A 17442-nucleotide genomic window follows, 5' to 3' on the forward strand; every position below is an offset into this window, starting at 1 on the left:
GAAGTTAATTAAAATTACTAATAGAATTTCTAAACCTCACAGGTTTTTAAAACCTGTGAGGTTTTTTAATGACAACAGTGTTACTTCTATTTTAAGAGAAATCACAAAAAAAATCACATAAAATTAAGCAACTTTATGGTATTCCTCTAAAAAGGTCGAAAAGATAAAACAGCGTATAAATTGTTTTAGTAAGATTTATTTTTTTAATTCGTTAATTCGTGGCAATTTAAATATCAAATTTTTCTAATTCAATAATAATTCTGCATCTTTGTAGCAATGACAGGAATCGTATATAAATCTACAGGAAGCTGGTATTTTGTAAAGTCTGCTGATGGAGAATTTCATCAATGTAGAATGAAAGGAAAACTTAGGCTAAAAGGAATTAAAAGCACCAATCCAATTGCAGTTGGTGATAAAGTTGTGTTCGATTTAGAAAAAAAAGGAGACGAAGAAACTGGCGTCATTAAAAAGATTTTAGATCGAGATAATTTTATTGTTAGAAAATCGGTAAACCTTTCTAAACAAACTCATATTATTGCTGCCAATATCGATCAAGTTTTTTTATTGATTACCATCAATAATCCACCAACTTTTACCACTTTTATAGATCGTTTTTTGGTTTCTACAAGAGCCTATAGAATCGATACTATTTTAGTTTTTAATAAAATTGATTCTTACGAAATTGAAGAAAGAGCAGAAATTTTATATTTAAAAGATATTTACGAGGCTATTGGTTATAGATGTGTAGAAGTTTCTGCAACAGAAAACAAAAACGTTTCTGAAATTAAAGAAATAATGACAGGCAAAACATCGATGTTTGTTGGGCATTCAGGAGTTGGGAAATCTACTTTAGTAAATGCCATTGAACCTACCTTAAATTTAAAAACGAAACAAATTTCAGATCAACATAAACAAGGGCAACATACTACAACCTTTGCAGAAATGTTCGATTTAAGTTTCGATGCCAGAATTATAGACACTCCAGGAATTAAAGGTTTTGGAGTTGTAGATATAGATAAATACGAATTAGGAGATTATTTCCCAGAATTTTTCGCGTTAAAACAAGATTGTAAATTCAACAATTGTATCCATACAAAAGAACCAAATTGCGCTGTAAAAGAAGCTTTGGAAGAAGAGAGAATTTCTTGGTCTCGTTATAAAAGTTACTTGCAAATTTTAAGTGGAGATGAAGAAAAAGAACATTTTAGAACGGATGTTTGGGATGAAGAAGATAATGAATAAGAAGTAATGAAAATTGTAATTCAAAGAGTAAGTTCTTCAAGTGTAACCATCAACCAAAAAAAGGTTGCAGAAATTAAAGCTGGGCTTTTAGTTTTAGTAGGTATTGTTGATGAAGATACTCAAGAAGATATCGATTATTTAATTAGAAAAACGGCAAACTTGCGCATTTTTAATGATGAGAATCATATAATGAATTTATCTTTAAAAGATATTAATGGAGACGTAATTGTGGTTAGTCAGTTTACGTTGCAAGCAGCCACTAAAAAAGGAAACAGGCCAAGTTATATAAAAGCAGCAAAACCAGCAATGGCAATTCCTTTGTATGAAAATTTTGTTTCATCGCTTGAAAAAGAGATCGACAAAGAAGTGCAAACTGGCGAATTTGGTGCAGACATGAAAGTTGAACTTGTAAATGATGGTCCAGTTACAATAATCATCGATTCAAAAAATAAAGAATAAGTTTTAATGACTTTTTTTGATGCGCATACACATACAATTTCTTCGGATGAAAATGTATTTTCTATAGTAAATACTTATCCAAACTCTGCTAATTTTACAAATGCTTTTTCAGTTGGGATGCATCCTTGGTTCATCAACAAAGAAAATTTATATAATGAACTTTTAATTGTTGAAGAAAAACTTCAAGAAAAGAACTGCTTTGCTTTGGGCGAATGTGGTTTGGATAAAATTACAAAAACAGATTTCGAACTTCAAAAGGCGGTTTTTAAAAATCAAATACTTTTATCAGAAAAACATAAAAAACCGTTGATTATTCATTGTGTAAAAGCATTTCAGGAAATCATCGAAATTAAAAACATGATGAAACCAACACAAATTTGGGTTTTACATGGATTTAATAAAAATCTAAACGTTGCTGAAAGTTTATTGAAAAACGGTTTTATTGTATCATTTGGAGCAGCAATCATCAACAATAAAAAATTACAAGATGTTGTTTTAAATATTTCTTTAGAGAATTTTTTATTAGAAACAGATGATTCTGAAGTTACAATTCAAGAAGTTTATCAGAAAATAGCAAGTATAAAAAATATTGAAGTTAAAGAGCTTCAACAAAAAATAGAACAAAATTTTAAACGTATTTTTAAAAGATGAGTTGGTTAGAACGTACAGAATTATTGGTGCAAAAAGAAGGAATTGAAAAATTACAAAAAGCCAATATTTTAGTAGTTGGTTTGGGTGGTGTAGGATCGTATGCAGCAGAATTTATTGCAAGAGCTGGAGTTCATAAAATGACATTAGTAGATGGTGATGTTTTTGATGAAACTAATAAAAATAGACAACTCCCAGCTTTAGATTCTACCATAGGAAAATCGAAAGCGCAAATATTGGCAGCAAGATTAAAAGACATCAACAAAGATATTCAGTTAACGGTTTTAGAAGAATTTTTATCACCAGAAAGAGCTTACGAAATTGTGTCGAAAGAATTCGATTATGTGTTAGATTGTATCGATTCAATTACGCCAAAAGTGAACTTAATTGTGGCTGCAAGAAGAAAAAAGGTAAAAATAATATCATCTATGGGAGCAGGAGGTAAGTTAGATGCTAGCAAAATAAAAGTTTCAGATATTGGAAAAACTAAAAATTGTACAATGGCTAGAGTTTTGCGTAAACGATTAAAAGAACGCAAAGTAGATAAAGGTGTAAAAGCAGTTTATTCTGAAGAAATTCAGATTTCTAAAAGCGTAAAGGTTACAGATGGTACAAATTTTAAGAAATCTTATTATGGTACTATAAGTTATATGCCAGCAGCATTTGGTTTGCAAGCAGCAGCTCATGTTATTAATTTTATTTTAAAAAAGTAGGAAATAGTTTCCAAGGGAAATAAATTTGTTATACATTTGCAGAACAAATCAATATAAACTTTAAAAATAATTAAATAATGAAAAAAATAATTTTATCACTTGTAGTATTTGCATCAGTTTTAACTGCTTGTAAAGGAGAAAAGAAAGAAACAGTAAAAACTGACGAAGCAAAAGTTGTAGATGTAAACGTTGGTGAGTTAGATAACGTAGACACAACAGCATCTGTATTACATTGGGAAGGAACTAAACCAGGAGGCGCTCATAATGGAACTGTAGCTTTACAAACTGGAGGTTTACTTATAAATGAAGGAACTTTAGTTGGTGGTGAGTTTATTATTGACATGAGTACAATTACAAATAAAGATTTAGAAGGAACTGAAGGTGCAGCAAAATTAGAAGGACACTTAAAAGCACCAGATTTCTTTGATATAGAAACTTACCCAACATCTAGATTTGTAATTACAAATGCAGAAAAAACAGCAACAGGTTATAATGTAACAGGAAATTTAAGAATTAAAGATGTTACAAAAAGTATAACAATACCAGCAAATGTTTCTACAGAAGGTGGAGTTACTACTTTAAAAAGTGAAACGTTTAACATTAACAGAGCAGATTTTAACGTAAAATATGGTTCAAAATCTTTCTTTGATGGTTTAAAAGATAAATTTATTGATGATTTAATAGCAATGTCTTTCGAAATTAAAACAAAAGCATAGGAATAGTTATTTTAAAATTAATTAAATAATTTTAAAATAACCAAGGCCATTTGGATGTGGATTAACATCTAATTTTGATGAAAATTGTGATGGCTCACACACAGCCAAATAATAAATTTTAATTTATTTTAAACCCAAAACTTTTTGTTTTGGGTTTTCTTTTTTATTTTGGTGTTCTATAAAAAAGATATGATTACAAGAAAATTCCTCAAATTATACTTATTACTACTTTTTAATACTTTAATTGGCTATTCTCAAAACGCTGAGTTAAGTGCTTTTTCAATTCCTGCTGAATTAAAAGAAAATGCAAATGCTGTTGTTAGAAATAATTCCATAGAAATTACCATTGACGATTTTGATAAAATGGTGGTTTCTGAAAAAAAAATAGTTACTGTTTTCAATAAGTTGGGTAATTCAGATGCTGGGATTTATCAGCATTATAATGATGATACAAAAATTACAGATCTTTCTGCACTTATTTATGATAGTTTTGGAAACGAAATTAAAAAATTTAAAGAACGAGATTTTTTAGATGTAAGTGCTGTAGATGGTGCCACTTTATATTCAGATGCTAGAGTAAAATATATAGATTATAAACCAGTTTCATATCCTTACACGTTGGTTTTTGAAAGCGAATACAAAACATCATCAACAGGTTTTATTCCTACTTGGTTTCCAATAAATGGGTATTATGTGTCTGTAGAAAATAGTTCATACACTTTAAAGAATCCAAAATCAATTCCTTGGCGTAAAAAAGAAACAAATTTTGAGGGTTTTAATATCGATAAAACTGATACAGATACCGAGTTAAAGTACATCATAAAAAAACAAATGGCTTATGATTATGAAGATAATTCAATTTCATCTAGAGATATTCTACCAGTAGCAAAAGTTGCTTTAGATAAGTTTTATTTAAAGGGTGTTTATGGAGAAGCTACAAATTGGCAAGAATTTGGGCAATGGATGCACAAATCGCTTTTAGAAGGTAGAGATGTTATAAATGAAGCTACAAAAATTAAAATTTTAGATTTAGTTAAGGAAGCAAAAAGCCCACTTGAAAAAGCAAAAATTGTATATCAATTTATGCAAAATAAAACACGTTACATTAGTGTACAAGTTGGTATTGGTGGCTGGGAACCTATTGCAGCAAATCAAGTAGATCAAGTTGGTTATGGAGATTGTAAAGGACTTGTAAATTATACCAAAGCATTGCTAGATGTTGTTGAAGTTACTTCTTATTATACTGTTGTTTATGCTGATGAAAAAAGAAATTTAGATAAAGACTTTGCATCAATTCAAGGCAATCATGTAATTTTAAACATTCCAAATGAAGGAAAAGATATTTGGTTAGAATGTACAAGTCAAACAATGCCTTTTGGTTTTTTAGGCGATTTTACTGATGATAGAGATGTTTTGGTAATAACACCTGAAGGTGGAATTATAAAAAGAACAGCTATTTATACAGACGAAACAAACCTTCAAACAACGCTTGGTAAAATTGAACTTACTGAAAAAGGCGATGTGATTGCTTCTTTAAATAGAGTTTCTAAAGGGTTACAATATGATGATAAATCTTACCTGGATACTTTTACAGAAGAAGAGTTGATAAAAAGTTATAAATCCAGAACTTGGAGTTATAATAACAATTTAGAAATAAATGCTCATCGTTTAAAAAATGATAAAGAAAATATTGTTTTTACAGAAGATTTAGAAATTTCTATTGTGAATTATGCTTCAGTAAATGATACTGAATATTTATTTAGAGTAAATATTTTTAATACAGAAAATGAAATACCAAAAAGATATAGAGATAGAGTTTTACCTTTAAAAATAAGCAGTGGTTATAAAGATGTAGATGAATATGAAATTAAATTTCCTGAAAATTATAAATTAAATTATACGCCACAAAATAAGGATTTAGTAACCAAATTCGGTTCGTATAAAATCAGCTTTAAAATTATAGATGAACAAACCATCTCTTATAAAAAAGAAATTATTATTAAAGAAGGTGTTTATCCTAAAGAAGATTATAAAGAATATAGAAGCTTTAGAAGAAGCATCGCAAAATCAGAAAATTTAAGAATTGCACTCACAAAAATTTAAATATGAAAAAGAAAATTATAGTTTTGTTTATTTTAATTGCACAAATAGCAACTGTTTGTGCTCAAAACTACAAGTTTGGTAAAGTTTCGAAAGAGGAATTAGAAGAAAAATTTCATCCATTAGATTCTACTGCAGATGCGTCTTATTTATATAAATATAGAAGATCTTATTTTAATTATTCAGATACTCAAGGGTTTCAGTTAATTACAGAAATTCATCAAAGAATAAAAATTTATACAAAAGAAGGGTTTGAGTATGCAACAAAATCTATAAACTATTATAATCCAGATTCAGGAGAAAGAGAATCAGTAAATAGTATTAAGGGCTATACTTTTTATTTAAAAAATGGGAAAGTTGAAAAGGAAAAATTATCCAAAGATGGTATTTTTCAAGAAAAAATAAATGAATATAATAGTAGAAAAAAGATTACAATGTCTAAAATTACAGAAGGCTGTGTTTTAGAGTTGAAATATACAATTGTATCTCCTTATCCAACGTCTATTGAAGATGTGGAATTTCAAAAGTCGATACCCATAAAAAAATTAAAAAGTCAAATTGAGTTTCCTGAATACTATACATTTAAAACAATAGCTAAAGGTTATTATAGTGTTCCAATGACAAATACTTCTAAAGGGAGCAAAATTGGAAATACAAACTTTAGAACAGAGATTTTTAATTTTGAGGACGAAAATATACCAGCTTTAAAAAATAATGAGGCTTATGTTGCCAATATTAATAATTATAGAGGAGGTGTTAAGTTTGAGTTAGCACAAACTAACTTTATAAGTATTGGTGGTGACTTTAAAAACTATTCAAATTCTTGGGAAACTGTTAGTAAACAAATTTTTAAATCAACTTCCTTTGGAAGCGAACTTGATAAATCTAGTTATTATAAAGACGATTTAGAAAAGATATTAGCTAATAATACTACAGATCAAGATAAAATTGGTGCTATTTTTGAGTTTGTAAAATCACAAGTAAAATGGAATGGCTTTTACGGAAAATACGCAGAAAAAGGAGTAAGAGCTGCCTATAAAGAAAACACAGGTAATGTTGCCGATATTAATTTAATGCTAACATCTATGTTGCGTTCTGCAGGTTTAGAAGCAAATCCTGTTTTAGTAAGTTCTAGAGGTAATGGAGTTCCACTTTTTCCTACTTTAAATGGCTTTGATTATGTAATTTCTATTGTTCAATTTCCAGATAATTCTTATGTTTTATTAGATGCTACAGAACTATATAGTTTGCCAAATGTTTTGCCAGTAAGAGCATTAAATTGGGATGGAAGAATAGTAACGAAAGATGGCACATCTTCTTGGGTAAAATTATCTTCAACTAAACATGCTATTGAAGACAATATGATGATGGTAAAAATTTCTGATGATTTAATAGTAGAGGGTTTGATAAGAACAAAGTATGAAAACTTAAACGCTTTAAATTTTAGAAAAAATTACAATCATATTAAAGAAGAAGAGCTTATTAAAGATTATGAAGAAAACAATAATATAGAAACTGAAGAGTTTAAAATATTAAACCAAGAAGATATTTATAAAGACATTGTAAGAAACGTAAAGTTTTCTAGTGAAGATTTAATAGAGCAAATTGGCAATAAATTATATATAGAACCTAATTTATTTTTAACAAAACGTGAAAATCCTTTTAAGCTAGCTGAAAGAAAATATCCTGTAGATTTTGCAACAGCTTGGAGAGATATTAATAGAGTTTCTATTGAAATCCCTGAAGGCTATACAGTAGAAAAACTTCCAGAATCATTTGCAATTGCTTTGCCAAATAATTTAGGTGTTTTTAAATATCAAGTTTCTCAAAATGGTAATAAAGTAAAATCACTTTCAATTTTAGAGTTTAATTCAGCGATGATTCCATCTGAATATTATGCCTATTTGAAAGATTTTTATAGCAAATTAGTAAAAAAACAAACAGAAAAAATAGTTTTAATAAAAAGCTAATTATATAAAAACCTCAAATTAAATATTTGAGGTTTTATAAATTTATAACAGTTGTATTTTTAACTTGTTCAATGGTAAAAATACTATGGGTGCTGCCAATATATTTAATGGCAGTTAATTTGGTAACCATAAAATTTCTGTATTCATCCATATTTTTTACGTAAATCTTTAAAATGTAATCATAGTCTCCACTCACATGAAAACATTCAGAAACTTCGGTTAATTTTAATATTTCACGCTCAAAAGTAGTTACATATTCTCTAGAATGTTGCACTAATTTTATATGACAAAAAACTAAGAAAGATTTTTCAATTTTGTTTTTATTGATAATGGCAACGTACTTTTCAATAACGTTTTGATTCTCTAATTTTCTAATACGTTCATATATAGCAGTTACAGACAAGTTGAGTTGTAAAGACAACTGCTTTGTAGTTTGCTTGCTATCATTTTGCAATAAATTGATGAGCTTTTTGTCAATGGAATCTAACATATAAATTTTCTATAAAATGAAACTTAAATCGTGTTTTTCGGTTTTTAAAACTGATAAATAAATCAAATGTAGATAAAAAATCTATATTTTATAATTTGTATTGATATTATATCTATTTAGTCCTTATTTTGTAAGATATAAAACTATGTATTATGAAATTCAATCCAGCAGATAACATTCAAGATTTACAATATTTTGGCGAATTTGGAGGTGTAAATCCATCCATTTCAGATTCATCTACCTATACCTTTTTATCAGCAAAAACAATGTTCGATACTTTTGAAGGAAATGCTGATGGTTGTTATTTATATTCACGTCATTCTACACCTAGCAACTTATATTTAGGAGAAGCTTTAGCAGCAATGGAAGGTACAGAAACAGCCAATGTTACAGCATCAGGAATGGGCGCAATTACACCAGTTTTATTACAAATCTGCAATGCTGGAGATCATATTGTTTCTAGCAGAACAATTTATGGAGGTACCTATGCTTTCTTAAAAAACTTTACTCCAAAATTAGGCATCGAAACTACTTTTGTAGATATCACAAAATTAGATTTGGTTGAAGCTGCTATTACAAAAAACACGAAAGTTTTATATTGCGAATCTGTAAGTAATCCACTTTTAGAAGTTGCAGATATTAAAGGGTTGTCAGCGTTAGCTAAAAAACATCATTTAAAATTGGTGGTTGATAATACTTTTTCTCCACTATCAATTTCTCCAGCAAAAATGGGTGCAGATATCGTTTGCCATAGTTTAACAAAATTTATCAATGGTTCTTCAGATACTGTTGGTGGTGTTGTTTGTGGAAGTCAGGAATTTATCAACGATTTACGAAATGTAAATGATGGAGCTTGTATGTTATTAGGTTCAACTATGGATAGTTTACGAGCAGCATCTATTTTAAAAAACATGCGAACTTTGCACATCAGAATGAAACAGCATAGCTTTAATGCTGCTTTTTTAGCTGATAAATTTGAAGCTGATGGATTAAAAACGGTGTATCCAGGTTTGGAAAGTCATCCTTCTCACCAACTTTTTAAAACCATGATGAATACAGAATATGGTTTTGGAGGCATGTTAACGATTGATGCTGGTTCTTTAGATAAAGCAAACGAGTTAATGGAATTAATGCAACATAAGAATTTAGGATATTTAGCAGTGAGTTTAGGGTTTTACAAAACATTATTTTCTGTTCCAGGAAGTTCTACGTCATCAGAAATACCAGAAAATGAGCAAAAAGAAATGGGTTTAACAGATGGTTTAATTCGTTTTTCAATTGGTTTAGATAACGATATTGAAAGAACTTACAACATGATGAAAGCTTGTATGGTTGAGGTTGGAGTTTTATAGTTTTGTTTATAAGTTAAAAGTTAAAAAGAAATAAGAATTTGTCAGTTCGAGTGATTTTCGATTTTTTTGAGAAAATTGTATCGAGAACAAGTTCAAATTTCCATTTTGCTAACTGCTAAATCCCTTTCAAACGCTCAATAAACTTGCTAAAATCCTCTCCATTTGGCGGATTTCCATTAAAAGGTAAAATATCCCATTCATCACTTTCATTAAAGAGTGTAAAGTTAAAAACGGAAGTATTTGCATCATCAGGATTTAAAGGAGGATACCTTAAATCGATATATTTATAAGTGCCTATTTTTTCTTTTTTGGTGATTTTAAAATAACTATTACTAAACCAAGCAAGGGTTTGTAAATTAGCATCATTCATATCAATTAAATCGTGCTTTTTTTCAATTTTGATAATCTTTTTTGAGAGTCCACTTTTATCAAACAACGAATAAAAAGCATAATGATATTCGTTTTCAGTTTCTGCAACTGCATACCATAAAATATTATTTAAAATTGTGGGTTGAGCTGTAAAACGTGTATAAGAAATTCCTGCTTTTTCAAAAGATTTTTTAAAAACAGCATCCATATAAAACTTATTAAAAATTGTCAAAACCATATAAGCAGTGCTAATATAAATACCTGCTTTTAACCAAATTTGTCTTTTAGGTTTATTTCCTTTGAAAAACATCAAAATAATTATACAAATTAAAAATGGTAATGTGTATAAAGGATCTACCACAGAAATATTATTAAATGCAACTCTGTAATCAGAGAAAGGCGCGAATAATTGCGTTCCATAAGGTGTAAAACAATCTAAAATTGGGTGTGTAAAAATTGCCCAAAAGAAAAGTAGAATCCAATTTCTTAGTGTGGTTGAATCTTTCCTGTTTCCAGTATTGTATAGTTTGTAAGTAATCCATCCAAAGAAAAAACAGCCAATAAAAGCGAATAAAATAGAGTGCATAAAACCTCTATGAAAAGCCATAGCCTGTATTTCATTATTGTATAATAACCGCCCAATAAAAACATCTAAATCTGGAATTGTACCTCCAATTGCTCCAAACAAAAGCGCTTTATTTCCTATTTTTTTACCAAGAATTGCCTCTCCACAAGCAGCACCTAAAACAATTTGAGTTAACGAATCCATTTTGTAAAAATAAGTCAAGCAATTTGATTTGCATAACATTCTGTAAAATCGTAACATTACAGTAGAAAAATTATAGAATGGCAGACAACAAAAATTTATCAGAAATAGAAATTGAAGATCAAAAAATCATGGAGAATAAAGAGCTCAATCTTTTTGAATCTTTAATTCCAGTAGTTTTATTGATGAGTTTATTGGCTTATAATATCTTTTTTGTAGAGGATCAAGAATGGTTTGGAGCCTACACAAATCAATATATTTTATTAATTGGAGGTGCAATTGCAGCAGCAGTTGGTTTTTTTAATAAAGTATCATTAAACAAAATGATTGCAGAAGTTTGGGAAAACTGGAAAAGTGTTTTTGTGCCCATTATGATTTTATTTTTGGTAGGAGCTTTAGCAGGAACTTGGTTGGTAAGTGGTATTATTCCAGCTATGGTTTATTATGGATTGCAGGTTTTGAGTCCAGCTATTTTTTTACCAGCATCTGTAATTATTGCAGCAATAATTTCGATTGCAACAGGTAGTTCTTGGACAACATCTGCAACAGTTGGTATTGCATTAATTGGTATTGGAAGTGCTTTAGGAATTCCAACAGGCATGATTGCTGGAGCTGTAATTTCTGGTGCATATTTTGGCGATAAAATGTCTCCACTTTCTGATACTACAAATTTAGCACCTGCAATGGCTGGTACAGATTTGTTTACGCACATAAAATACATGGCCTACACAACTGTGCCAACTATTATAATAACATTAATTGTTTTTGCCATTTTGAGTGGCACAATTGATACTACAGGAAATGCAGATATCAGTAATTTATTAGCTTCAATTAATAATACATTTAATATTACACCGTGGTTATTTTTAGTGCCAGGAATTGTAATTGCTATGATTTTAATGAAAACAAAGCCATTAGTTGCTTTAGGAGTAGGTGTTTTATTAGCTGCTGTTTTTGCTTTTATTTTTCAAGGTGATGTTTTAGAAAGTTTATCAACATCAAAATTTCAAGCAATTATAAATTCAATTTTAGTAGATACGAATATTCAAACGGATGATGAAAAACTGTCGGAATTATTTTCTTCTGGAGGAATGAATGGAATGCTTTGGACGATTTTTTTAATTATCTGTGCCATGGTTTTTGGTGGAGTTATGGATGCTATTGGTGCATTAGCAAAAATTACAAAAAGCCTATTAGCTGTAGCAACTTCTGTATTTGGGTTGTTTGCAAGTACAGTTGTAAGTTGTTTAGGTTTAAATATTGTTGCTTCAGACCAGTATTTGGCTTTGGTTATTCCTGGTAAAATGTTTAAAAAAGCTTACGAGGATAAAGGTTTAGCTCCAGAAAATTTGAGTAGAACTTTAGAGGATTCTGGAACTGTTACCTCAGTTTTAATTCCTTGGAATACGTGTGGAGCTTATCAATCTGGAGTTTTAGGAGTTGATGTTGGAGATTATTTTTTCTATGCAATCTTTAACTATTTAAGTCCTATAATGACGTTATTGTTTGCTGCTTTTAATTTAAAAATTAGAATGATTATTAAGAAATAATTCTGAAATGCTTTAAATTTTATTTTAGAAATTATAATTAAAGCCTACTAAAAATTCTTTTCGGTTGCTATAAAATGTAAGTTCCATATGTTTTTGTTGATATTCTGTAGTGAACAATAAGTTGCTTCCCAAACCAATGGCTGCTCCTGCTAAAACATCTAAAATATCGTGTTTTTTAGAATCAATTCTACTTGCTGCAGTAAAACCTGCTATAGCATAAGCAGGAATACTATATTTAAAACCATAACGTTTGTGAATAAAACCTGCACTTTGAAAAGTTGTAGAAGTATGCCCAGAAGGGAAAGAGTTATCATTACTCATATCTGGTCTTTGTTTATTTACCCCTAATTTTAAACCATAAGTAACTGCGCTTGTTAGCAAAAAACCTTTTGTAAATTGCCAAGAACCTTGCTTATCGCCAATAATTAGAGTTGTACTAAAGGTAGCAACTGGTAAAGTAAACAATAAAATATCGCCAATTTTTTGAGTTGTACCAATTTGTGGTTTTGTGACACTTGTATCTTGCGCAAAAAGTGGCGTAGTCAAAAGATATACAAAAATAAAAACCGATAATAATGGATTTAGTTTGTTAATCATTATTTTTAAAAACTTTATTAAAATTTATATTTCATCCCTAAACGTACAATCTGAGTTTCATAATAATTCTCATACAAAGCAGAAAAACCTTTGTCTTTAATACGTTGTCTTAAACCAAAATTGTTAAATAAATCGCTTACAGCTAGAGTGATTTCTCCTTTTTTATTCCAAAGAGATTTCTTTAAACCTAAATCAACAGAAGAACGTGCCAATTCTTCTCCTTGTGGAATATTACGTTTGGAATAATACAAACCTGTAATTTGAGCTTCGATATGTAAGGGAAGTGTAAATGAGTTTGTTAATTTAAAGTCGCCTGCTGTATTAGATGTTTTATCAATAGAAAAAGTTCTCTTAAAAGGAAACAGTAAAGTACCTTGAAAAGCATTTATATTATTTTGATACACATTTGTACTTGCAATTAATTTCCAATTTTCGGCAAGATCTTGACTGAATAATAATTCAATTCCTGTATTGGTACTTTCGCCAGTGTTTTGATAAATTCGATTTACAATATCATACTCTGGGTTGCTATTATCAATACTAAATATGCGTTGGTAAGCTCCAGTTATCTGTCTATGATATACTGCAGAAAATAATGAACCAGTTTCCCAATTATAACGATGTGCAGCCTCTATACTATTTGTAAATTGCGGGCGTAAATATGGGTTTCCTACTTTTAGCAATTCTGGGTCATCATATTTAGGAAAAACACGCAATTCTGGTTCTCCTGGTCTGTCTATTCTTCTGTTGTAAAATAAAGAAATTTTATTTTTATCATTTATTTTATAAGTAAAACGTAAACTTGGAAATAACTCAAAATAATTATAAGCGTCATTGCTTGCATAATAGATATTTATAGGATCTAACTCATAAGAAACATCAGTTTGTTCTGCTCTTAAACCAGCTTCTACATCAAATTTTTCTTTTTCTAATAAATAATTTCCATAGAAAGCATATAAGCTCTCTTTCCAAGTAGAAAAATCTCCCAAATCTGGATAAATAATAGATTTATTTCCACGGTTTATGGAATAATCAACAGGTAAATTTCTAAATCTTGCTTTTACACCTAATTCTAAACGCCCATTGCTTAAAGCACGTGTATAATCTGTAGAGATACTTGTGGTGTGTTCAATGGCGCGAATATTTGTCATATCTCTACCAATTCTTATGGCAGAACTATCATTTAAAAAATAACTTTCGTCTTCTAAACCTTTTGTATATTGAGCGTTTGCAGAAATCGAGTGCCCTGCTTGCTCAAAATTATGTTTGTAATTTATAGATGCATTTATATAACTGGTAACTTCTTCTTCTTTCCAAGTATATAAACGATTTCTAATTCTATTATTAAGGTTGATAAAAGCTACTTGAGAGGTGTCTATATGTTTTTCTCTATCAAACATTGCAGCAATTGTTATGGCGTCATTTTTGTTGATTTCCCAATCAACACCCCCTGTAATTATAGAACGAAATTGTCTTCTATTTTCTGGAACTTGAGAAATAATATTTCTTCCATCATCATAATTTCTGGTGGTAAATTCGTTATTTGGTAACGCTTCTTGAATAATAAATTCTGATTGTAAAAAGTAATTTAGATTTTTAGTTCTGTAATTTAGATTTAAACTCGGAATTAATTTCGGGTTTACAGAATAACTTCCTAAATCTGTAGGTGTATCTTCTTTTCTTTTTGATAAAGCACCTAAACCAAAAGAAAAACCAACATCGCCATTTAAACCTGTTTGTTTTTCTTTTTTGTAGATGATATTTACAATCCCTGCAAAGCCATTCGCATCATATTTTGCTGACGGATTATTAATAATTTCAATTCTTTCTATGTTAGAAGCAGGAATATTACTCAACCCTTTTTGATTTCCAAAACCTGTTAAGCTTGATTGTTTTCCATCAATTAAAACAACTACTTTATCACTTCCACGTAAAACTACTTTTCCATCTTGATCAAAAGCGACACCAGGCATTGTTTTCATAGCATCTAAAACTGACCCTCCAGATTGCGCAATATTATCTGTTAAACTAAAAGATTTTTTATCTAAAGCCGCATTTACTGTCGCTCTTTTTGTTTCGATTGTAATTTCATCTAAAGATTCTGCTGAAGCTATTAGTTCTATTTTTCCTAAATCGAAAATAGGATTTAATCCTCCAGAAGTTATAGTTCTTTTTACTGTTTGAAAACCTATGCAAGAGATGTTTACAGTGTATTTTCCTATTGCTAAATTTTTTATTTCAAAACGACCAGCATCATCTGAAATTGCGCCTGTAATTATTTTGTTGGTAGTTTCATCATTTACAGAAATAGTTACAAAAGGTAAGGTTTCCTTTGTTTCTTGATCTAATATTTGCCCTGTAATTGTAATCGTTTTTTGTGCATTTATGCATAATGTAAATAGCAATAGAAGTATTGTATAGCTGTATCTAAACATTTTTTTATTTTGATACACCAAAAGTAGTATTGAAATCTAAAGAGATTTTAAAGAAATAGCTTTAGATGTAATAATTTTACTTTTTAAATTGAAGTGAAAAAGTATGTCGGTTTTTTGTAAACTGATAAGAAACATCAAAATGATATAAGTCGCAAATTTTTTTAATAATTGCCAAGCCCAAACCTATGGATTGGTTTTTTGTAGATTCTCTATAAAAACGCTGGAATAATTTCTCTGGATGCAAAATTGCTTTTTCACCAATATTAGAGATTACCAAAGAATTTTCATCAACAGAAATTAAAACAGCATTATTTTTTAAACTGTATTTTAATGCATTAGTAATTAGGTTGTTAATCAAAATATCTGCTAAAAAGGCATCCATAGAAATTATTAAATTTTTAGTTGCTGTAAAATGAATAGTATTTGAAGTTAGTTCTTTATAATTATTTATTTTCTCGTTAATTAAATCGGTTAGATTTATAGAGGTGGTACTTATAAACTGATTATTATCAATTTTTGTGAGAATAGTAATTTTTTTATTGAGTTGTTTTAATCGCTGAATATCTTTTTGAATGGATGTTATTTGGTTAAATTGCTTTTCATTGATTGTATTTTCATTAATAATTGAATCAATTTTAGCTTGAATTATTGCCAAAGGAGTTTGTATTTCATGAGAAACATCTTCTGTAAATTGCTTTAAGTTTTCGTAATCTCTTTTAACTTTTCCTGTTAAGGTTTCAATTTCTGATTTTAATTCTGAAAACTCTAAAATATCACTTTCAACCAAATGAATAGGCTCTTTAGATGTTAAAGAGAAGTTTTTCATTTGTTCTAAATTCATAAAAAAAGGTTTCCATATAGTAAGGTTCCTTTTAGTGTTAAAATAGAACAAGAACATAAAAACTAACGAAAAGATTATTAAATAAGAAACTACAATGGCTACTAAAATATTTTCAGTTTCTACCACTAAATTACGAACTGTAATTTGATACTTTTTTCCGTTGATTTTCTTAAAAGTAGATAGTTCTCTAAAAAGCTCCATTTCGTCTTGCGAGGGATCATAAATAATGGTGTCTTTTAAAAATTTTTTCTTTAAGAGATGAATCTTTTTTACTTCTGTAACTGGTGGTAAAGAATAAATATTTTCATTATTTTCTAAAGCGTGTACAACTCTTGCTTCAGTTGAATATAAAACTTCTTCAACTTCATTTTGTAATAAATTTCTGGTATAAAAATACAATACAATCGAACTTAAAACAATCAAGAATAAACCAGTAAAAAGAAAGGTTTTAGATGTTTTTTTGATAAGTTTTATCTTTTTATTCACGTTTTAATCTTCTATAAATTTATAACCACTTCCATAAGCGGTTTTTATATATTTTGCGCCTTCTGCTGTTAATTTTTTTCGTAAGTTATTTATATGAACATAAATAAAATCGAAATTATCGAGTAAATCACTATCATCTCCACAAAGATGTTCTGCGATAATTTCTTTGGATAAAACACGCCCTTTATTTGAAATGAAAAATATTAATAAATCGTATTCTTTCTTTGTTAATGCCATTTCTTTATCGGCAATAAAAGCGGCTTTAGATTTTGTGTCAATTTTTATTTCATTAAATTCTATAACTTCATCTCCACCATATTTTCCACGACGTAAAACTGCTTTAATTCTAGAATTTAGTTCTGCTAAATGGAATGGTTTTGTCATATAATCATCTGCTCCTAAATCTAAACCTTCTAATTTATCAGAAAGAGAGTTGTTTGCAGAAATAATAATAACACCAGCTCTTTTTTTATTTTTTTTAATTATTTTTAGTATATCAATTCCACTTCCAGAAATTAGATTAATATCTAAAATAACAATATCATAATCATAGATAGCTACTTTTTCAAAAGCCTCTTCAAAATTAGACGCTACTTCACAAATATTGCCATCCTTTTGTAAATAATCTGCAATAGCTTGTTGCAAATCAGTTTCATCTTCGGCTATTAAATATTTCATTTTGCATATTTTAAATACTAAAAGTAGGGT

General features: G+C 29.0%; 15 protein-coding genes. 9 read left to right on the plus strand and 6 right to left on the minus strand.

The features are described from left to right. The first annotated feature begins 276 nt into the window (after positions 1 to 276). The 7 genes from rsgA (at position 277) to LPB03_RS14225 (ending at position 7848) form a co-directional block, all read left to right on the plus strand. Positions 277 to 1242, plus strand: coding sequence for a ribosome small subunit-dependent GTPase A (gene rsgA / locus LPB03_RS14195; RefSeq protein ID WP_065320457.1), 966 nt, complete (start codon positions 277 to 279; stop codon positions 1240 to 1242). A 6-nt stretch (positions 1243 to 1248) separates the two neighbouring features. Next, positions 1249 to 1701 carry a D-aminoacyl-tRNA deacylase gene (gene dtd / locus LPB03_RS14200; RefSeq protein ID WP_065320456.1) on the plus strand — a complete coding sequence of 151 codons (453 nt, stop codon included), beginning with the start codon at positions 1249 to 1251 and terminating at the stop codon, positions 1699 to 1701. Between the two features lie 6 nt (positions 1702 to 1707). After that, complete coding sequence (locus LPB03_RS14205) at positions 1708 to 2352, plus strand: TatD family hydrolase (RefSeq protein ID WP_065320455.1); 645 nt, start codon at positions 1708 to 1710, stop codon at positions 2350 to 2352. Then, positions 2349 to 3062, plus strand: a complete 714-nt coding sequence (locus tag LPB03_RS14210; RefSeq protein WP_065320454.1) for a tRNA threonylcarbamoyladenosine dehydratase — start codon at positions 2349 to 2351, stop codon at positions 3060 to 3062. The genes LPB03_RS14205 and LPB03_RS14210 overlap by 4 nt, the downstream gene beginning before the upstream one ends. 77 nt (positions 3063 to 3139) lie before the next feature. Then, positions 3140 to 3778: a YceI family protein gene (locus tag LPB03_RS14215; RefSeq protein ID WP_065320453.1), complete on the plus strand. Its 639-nt coding sequence runs from the start codon at positions 3140 to 3142 to the stop codon at positions 3776 to 3778. Positions 3779 to 3967: 189 nt separating this feature from the next. After that, a complete protein-coding gene (locus tag LPB03_RS14220; protein ID WP_065320452.1) occupies positions 3968 to 5881 on the plus strand; it encodes a DUF3857 domain-containing protein in 1914 nt (637 codons plus the stop codon). A 2-nt stretch (positions 5882 to 5883) separates the two neighbouring features. Then, complete coding sequence (locus tag LPB03_RS14225; protein ID WP_065320451.1) at positions 5884 to 7848, plus strand: DUF3858 domain-containing protein; 1965 nt, start codon at positions 5884 to 5886, stop codon at positions 7846 to 7848. Between the two features lie 34 nt (positions 7849 to 7882). Here LPB03_RS14225 and LPB03_RS14230 read toward each other — a convergent pair whose 3' ends face one another. Beyond that, positions 7883 to 8338, minus strand: coding sequence for an Lrp/AsnC family transcriptional regulator (locus LPB03_RS14230; RefSeq protein ID WP_065320450.1), 456 nt, complete (start codon positions 8336 to 8338; stop codon positions 7883 to 7885). Positions 8339 to 8490: 152 nt separating this feature from the next. Here LPB03_RS14230 and LPB03_RS14235 point away from each other — a divergent pair, with 152 nt between their 5' ends. After that, complete coding sequence (locus tag LPB03_RS14235) at positions 8491 to 9690, plus strand: aminotransferase class I/II-fold pyridoxal phosphate-dependent enzyme (RefSeq protein WP_065320449.1); 1200 nt, start codon at positions 8491 to 8493, stop codon at positions 9688 to 9690. 115 nt (positions 9691 to 9805) lie between these two features. Here LPB03_RS14235 and LPB03_RS14240 read toward each other — a convergent pair whose 3' ends face one another. After that, positions 9806 to 10828, minus strand: coding sequence for a metal-dependent hydrolase (locus LPB03_RS14240; RefSeq protein WP_065320448.1), 1023 nt, complete (start codon positions 10826 to 10828; stop codon positions 9806 to 9808). Positions 10829 to 10905: 77 nt separating this feature from the next. Here LPB03_RS14240 and nhaC point away from each other — a divergent pair, with 77 nt between their 5' ends. Then, complete coding sequence (gene nhaC, locus LPB03_RS14245; RefSeq protein ID WP_065320447.1) at positions 10906 to 12375, plus strand: Na+/H+ antiporter NhaC; 1470 nt, start codon at positions 10906 to 10908, stop codon at positions 12373 to 12375. 24 nt (positions 12376 to 12399) lie between these two features. On the opposite strand, the gene LPB03_RS14250 is transcribed toward nhaC, so the two are convergent. The 4 genes from LPB03_RS14250 to LPB03_RS14265 form a co-directional block, all read right to left on the minus strand. After that, positions 12400 to 12972, minus strand: coding sequence for a phosphatase PAP2 family protein (locus tag LPB03_RS14250; RefSeq protein ID WP_065320446.1), 573 nt, complete (start codon positions 12970 to 12972; stop codon positions 12400 to 12402). 17 nt (positions 12973 to 12989) lie between these two features. Continuing rightward, positions 12990 to 15407 (minus strand): TonB-dependent receptor, encoded by a 2418-nt coding sequence (locus LPB03_RS14255; RefSeq protein WP_065320445.1) that lies wholly within the window; start codon positions 15405 to 15407, stop codon positions 12990 to 12992. 76 nt (positions 15408 to 15483) lie between these two features. Next, complete coding sequence (locus LPB03_RS14260) at positions 15484 to 16734, minus strand: sensor histidine kinase (RefSeq protein WP_083187348.1); 1251 nt, start codon at positions 16732 to 16734, stop codon at positions 15484 to 15486. A 3-nt stretch (positions 16735 to 16737) separates the two neighbouring features. Beyond that, on the minus strand, positions 16738 to 17412 hold the full coding sequence (locus tag LPB03_RS14265; protein ID WP_065320444.1) for a response regulator transcription factor: 675 nt from the start codon (positions 17410 to 17412) through the stop codon (positions 16738 to 16740). Positions 17413 to 17442: the final 30 nt, after the last annotated feature.

The sequence above is a fragment of the Polaribacter vadi genome (genome assembly GCF_001761365.1).
Taxonomy (GTDB): Bacteria; Bacteroidota; Bacteroidia; order Flavobacteriales; family Flavobacteriaceae; genus Polaribacter; species Polaribacter vadi.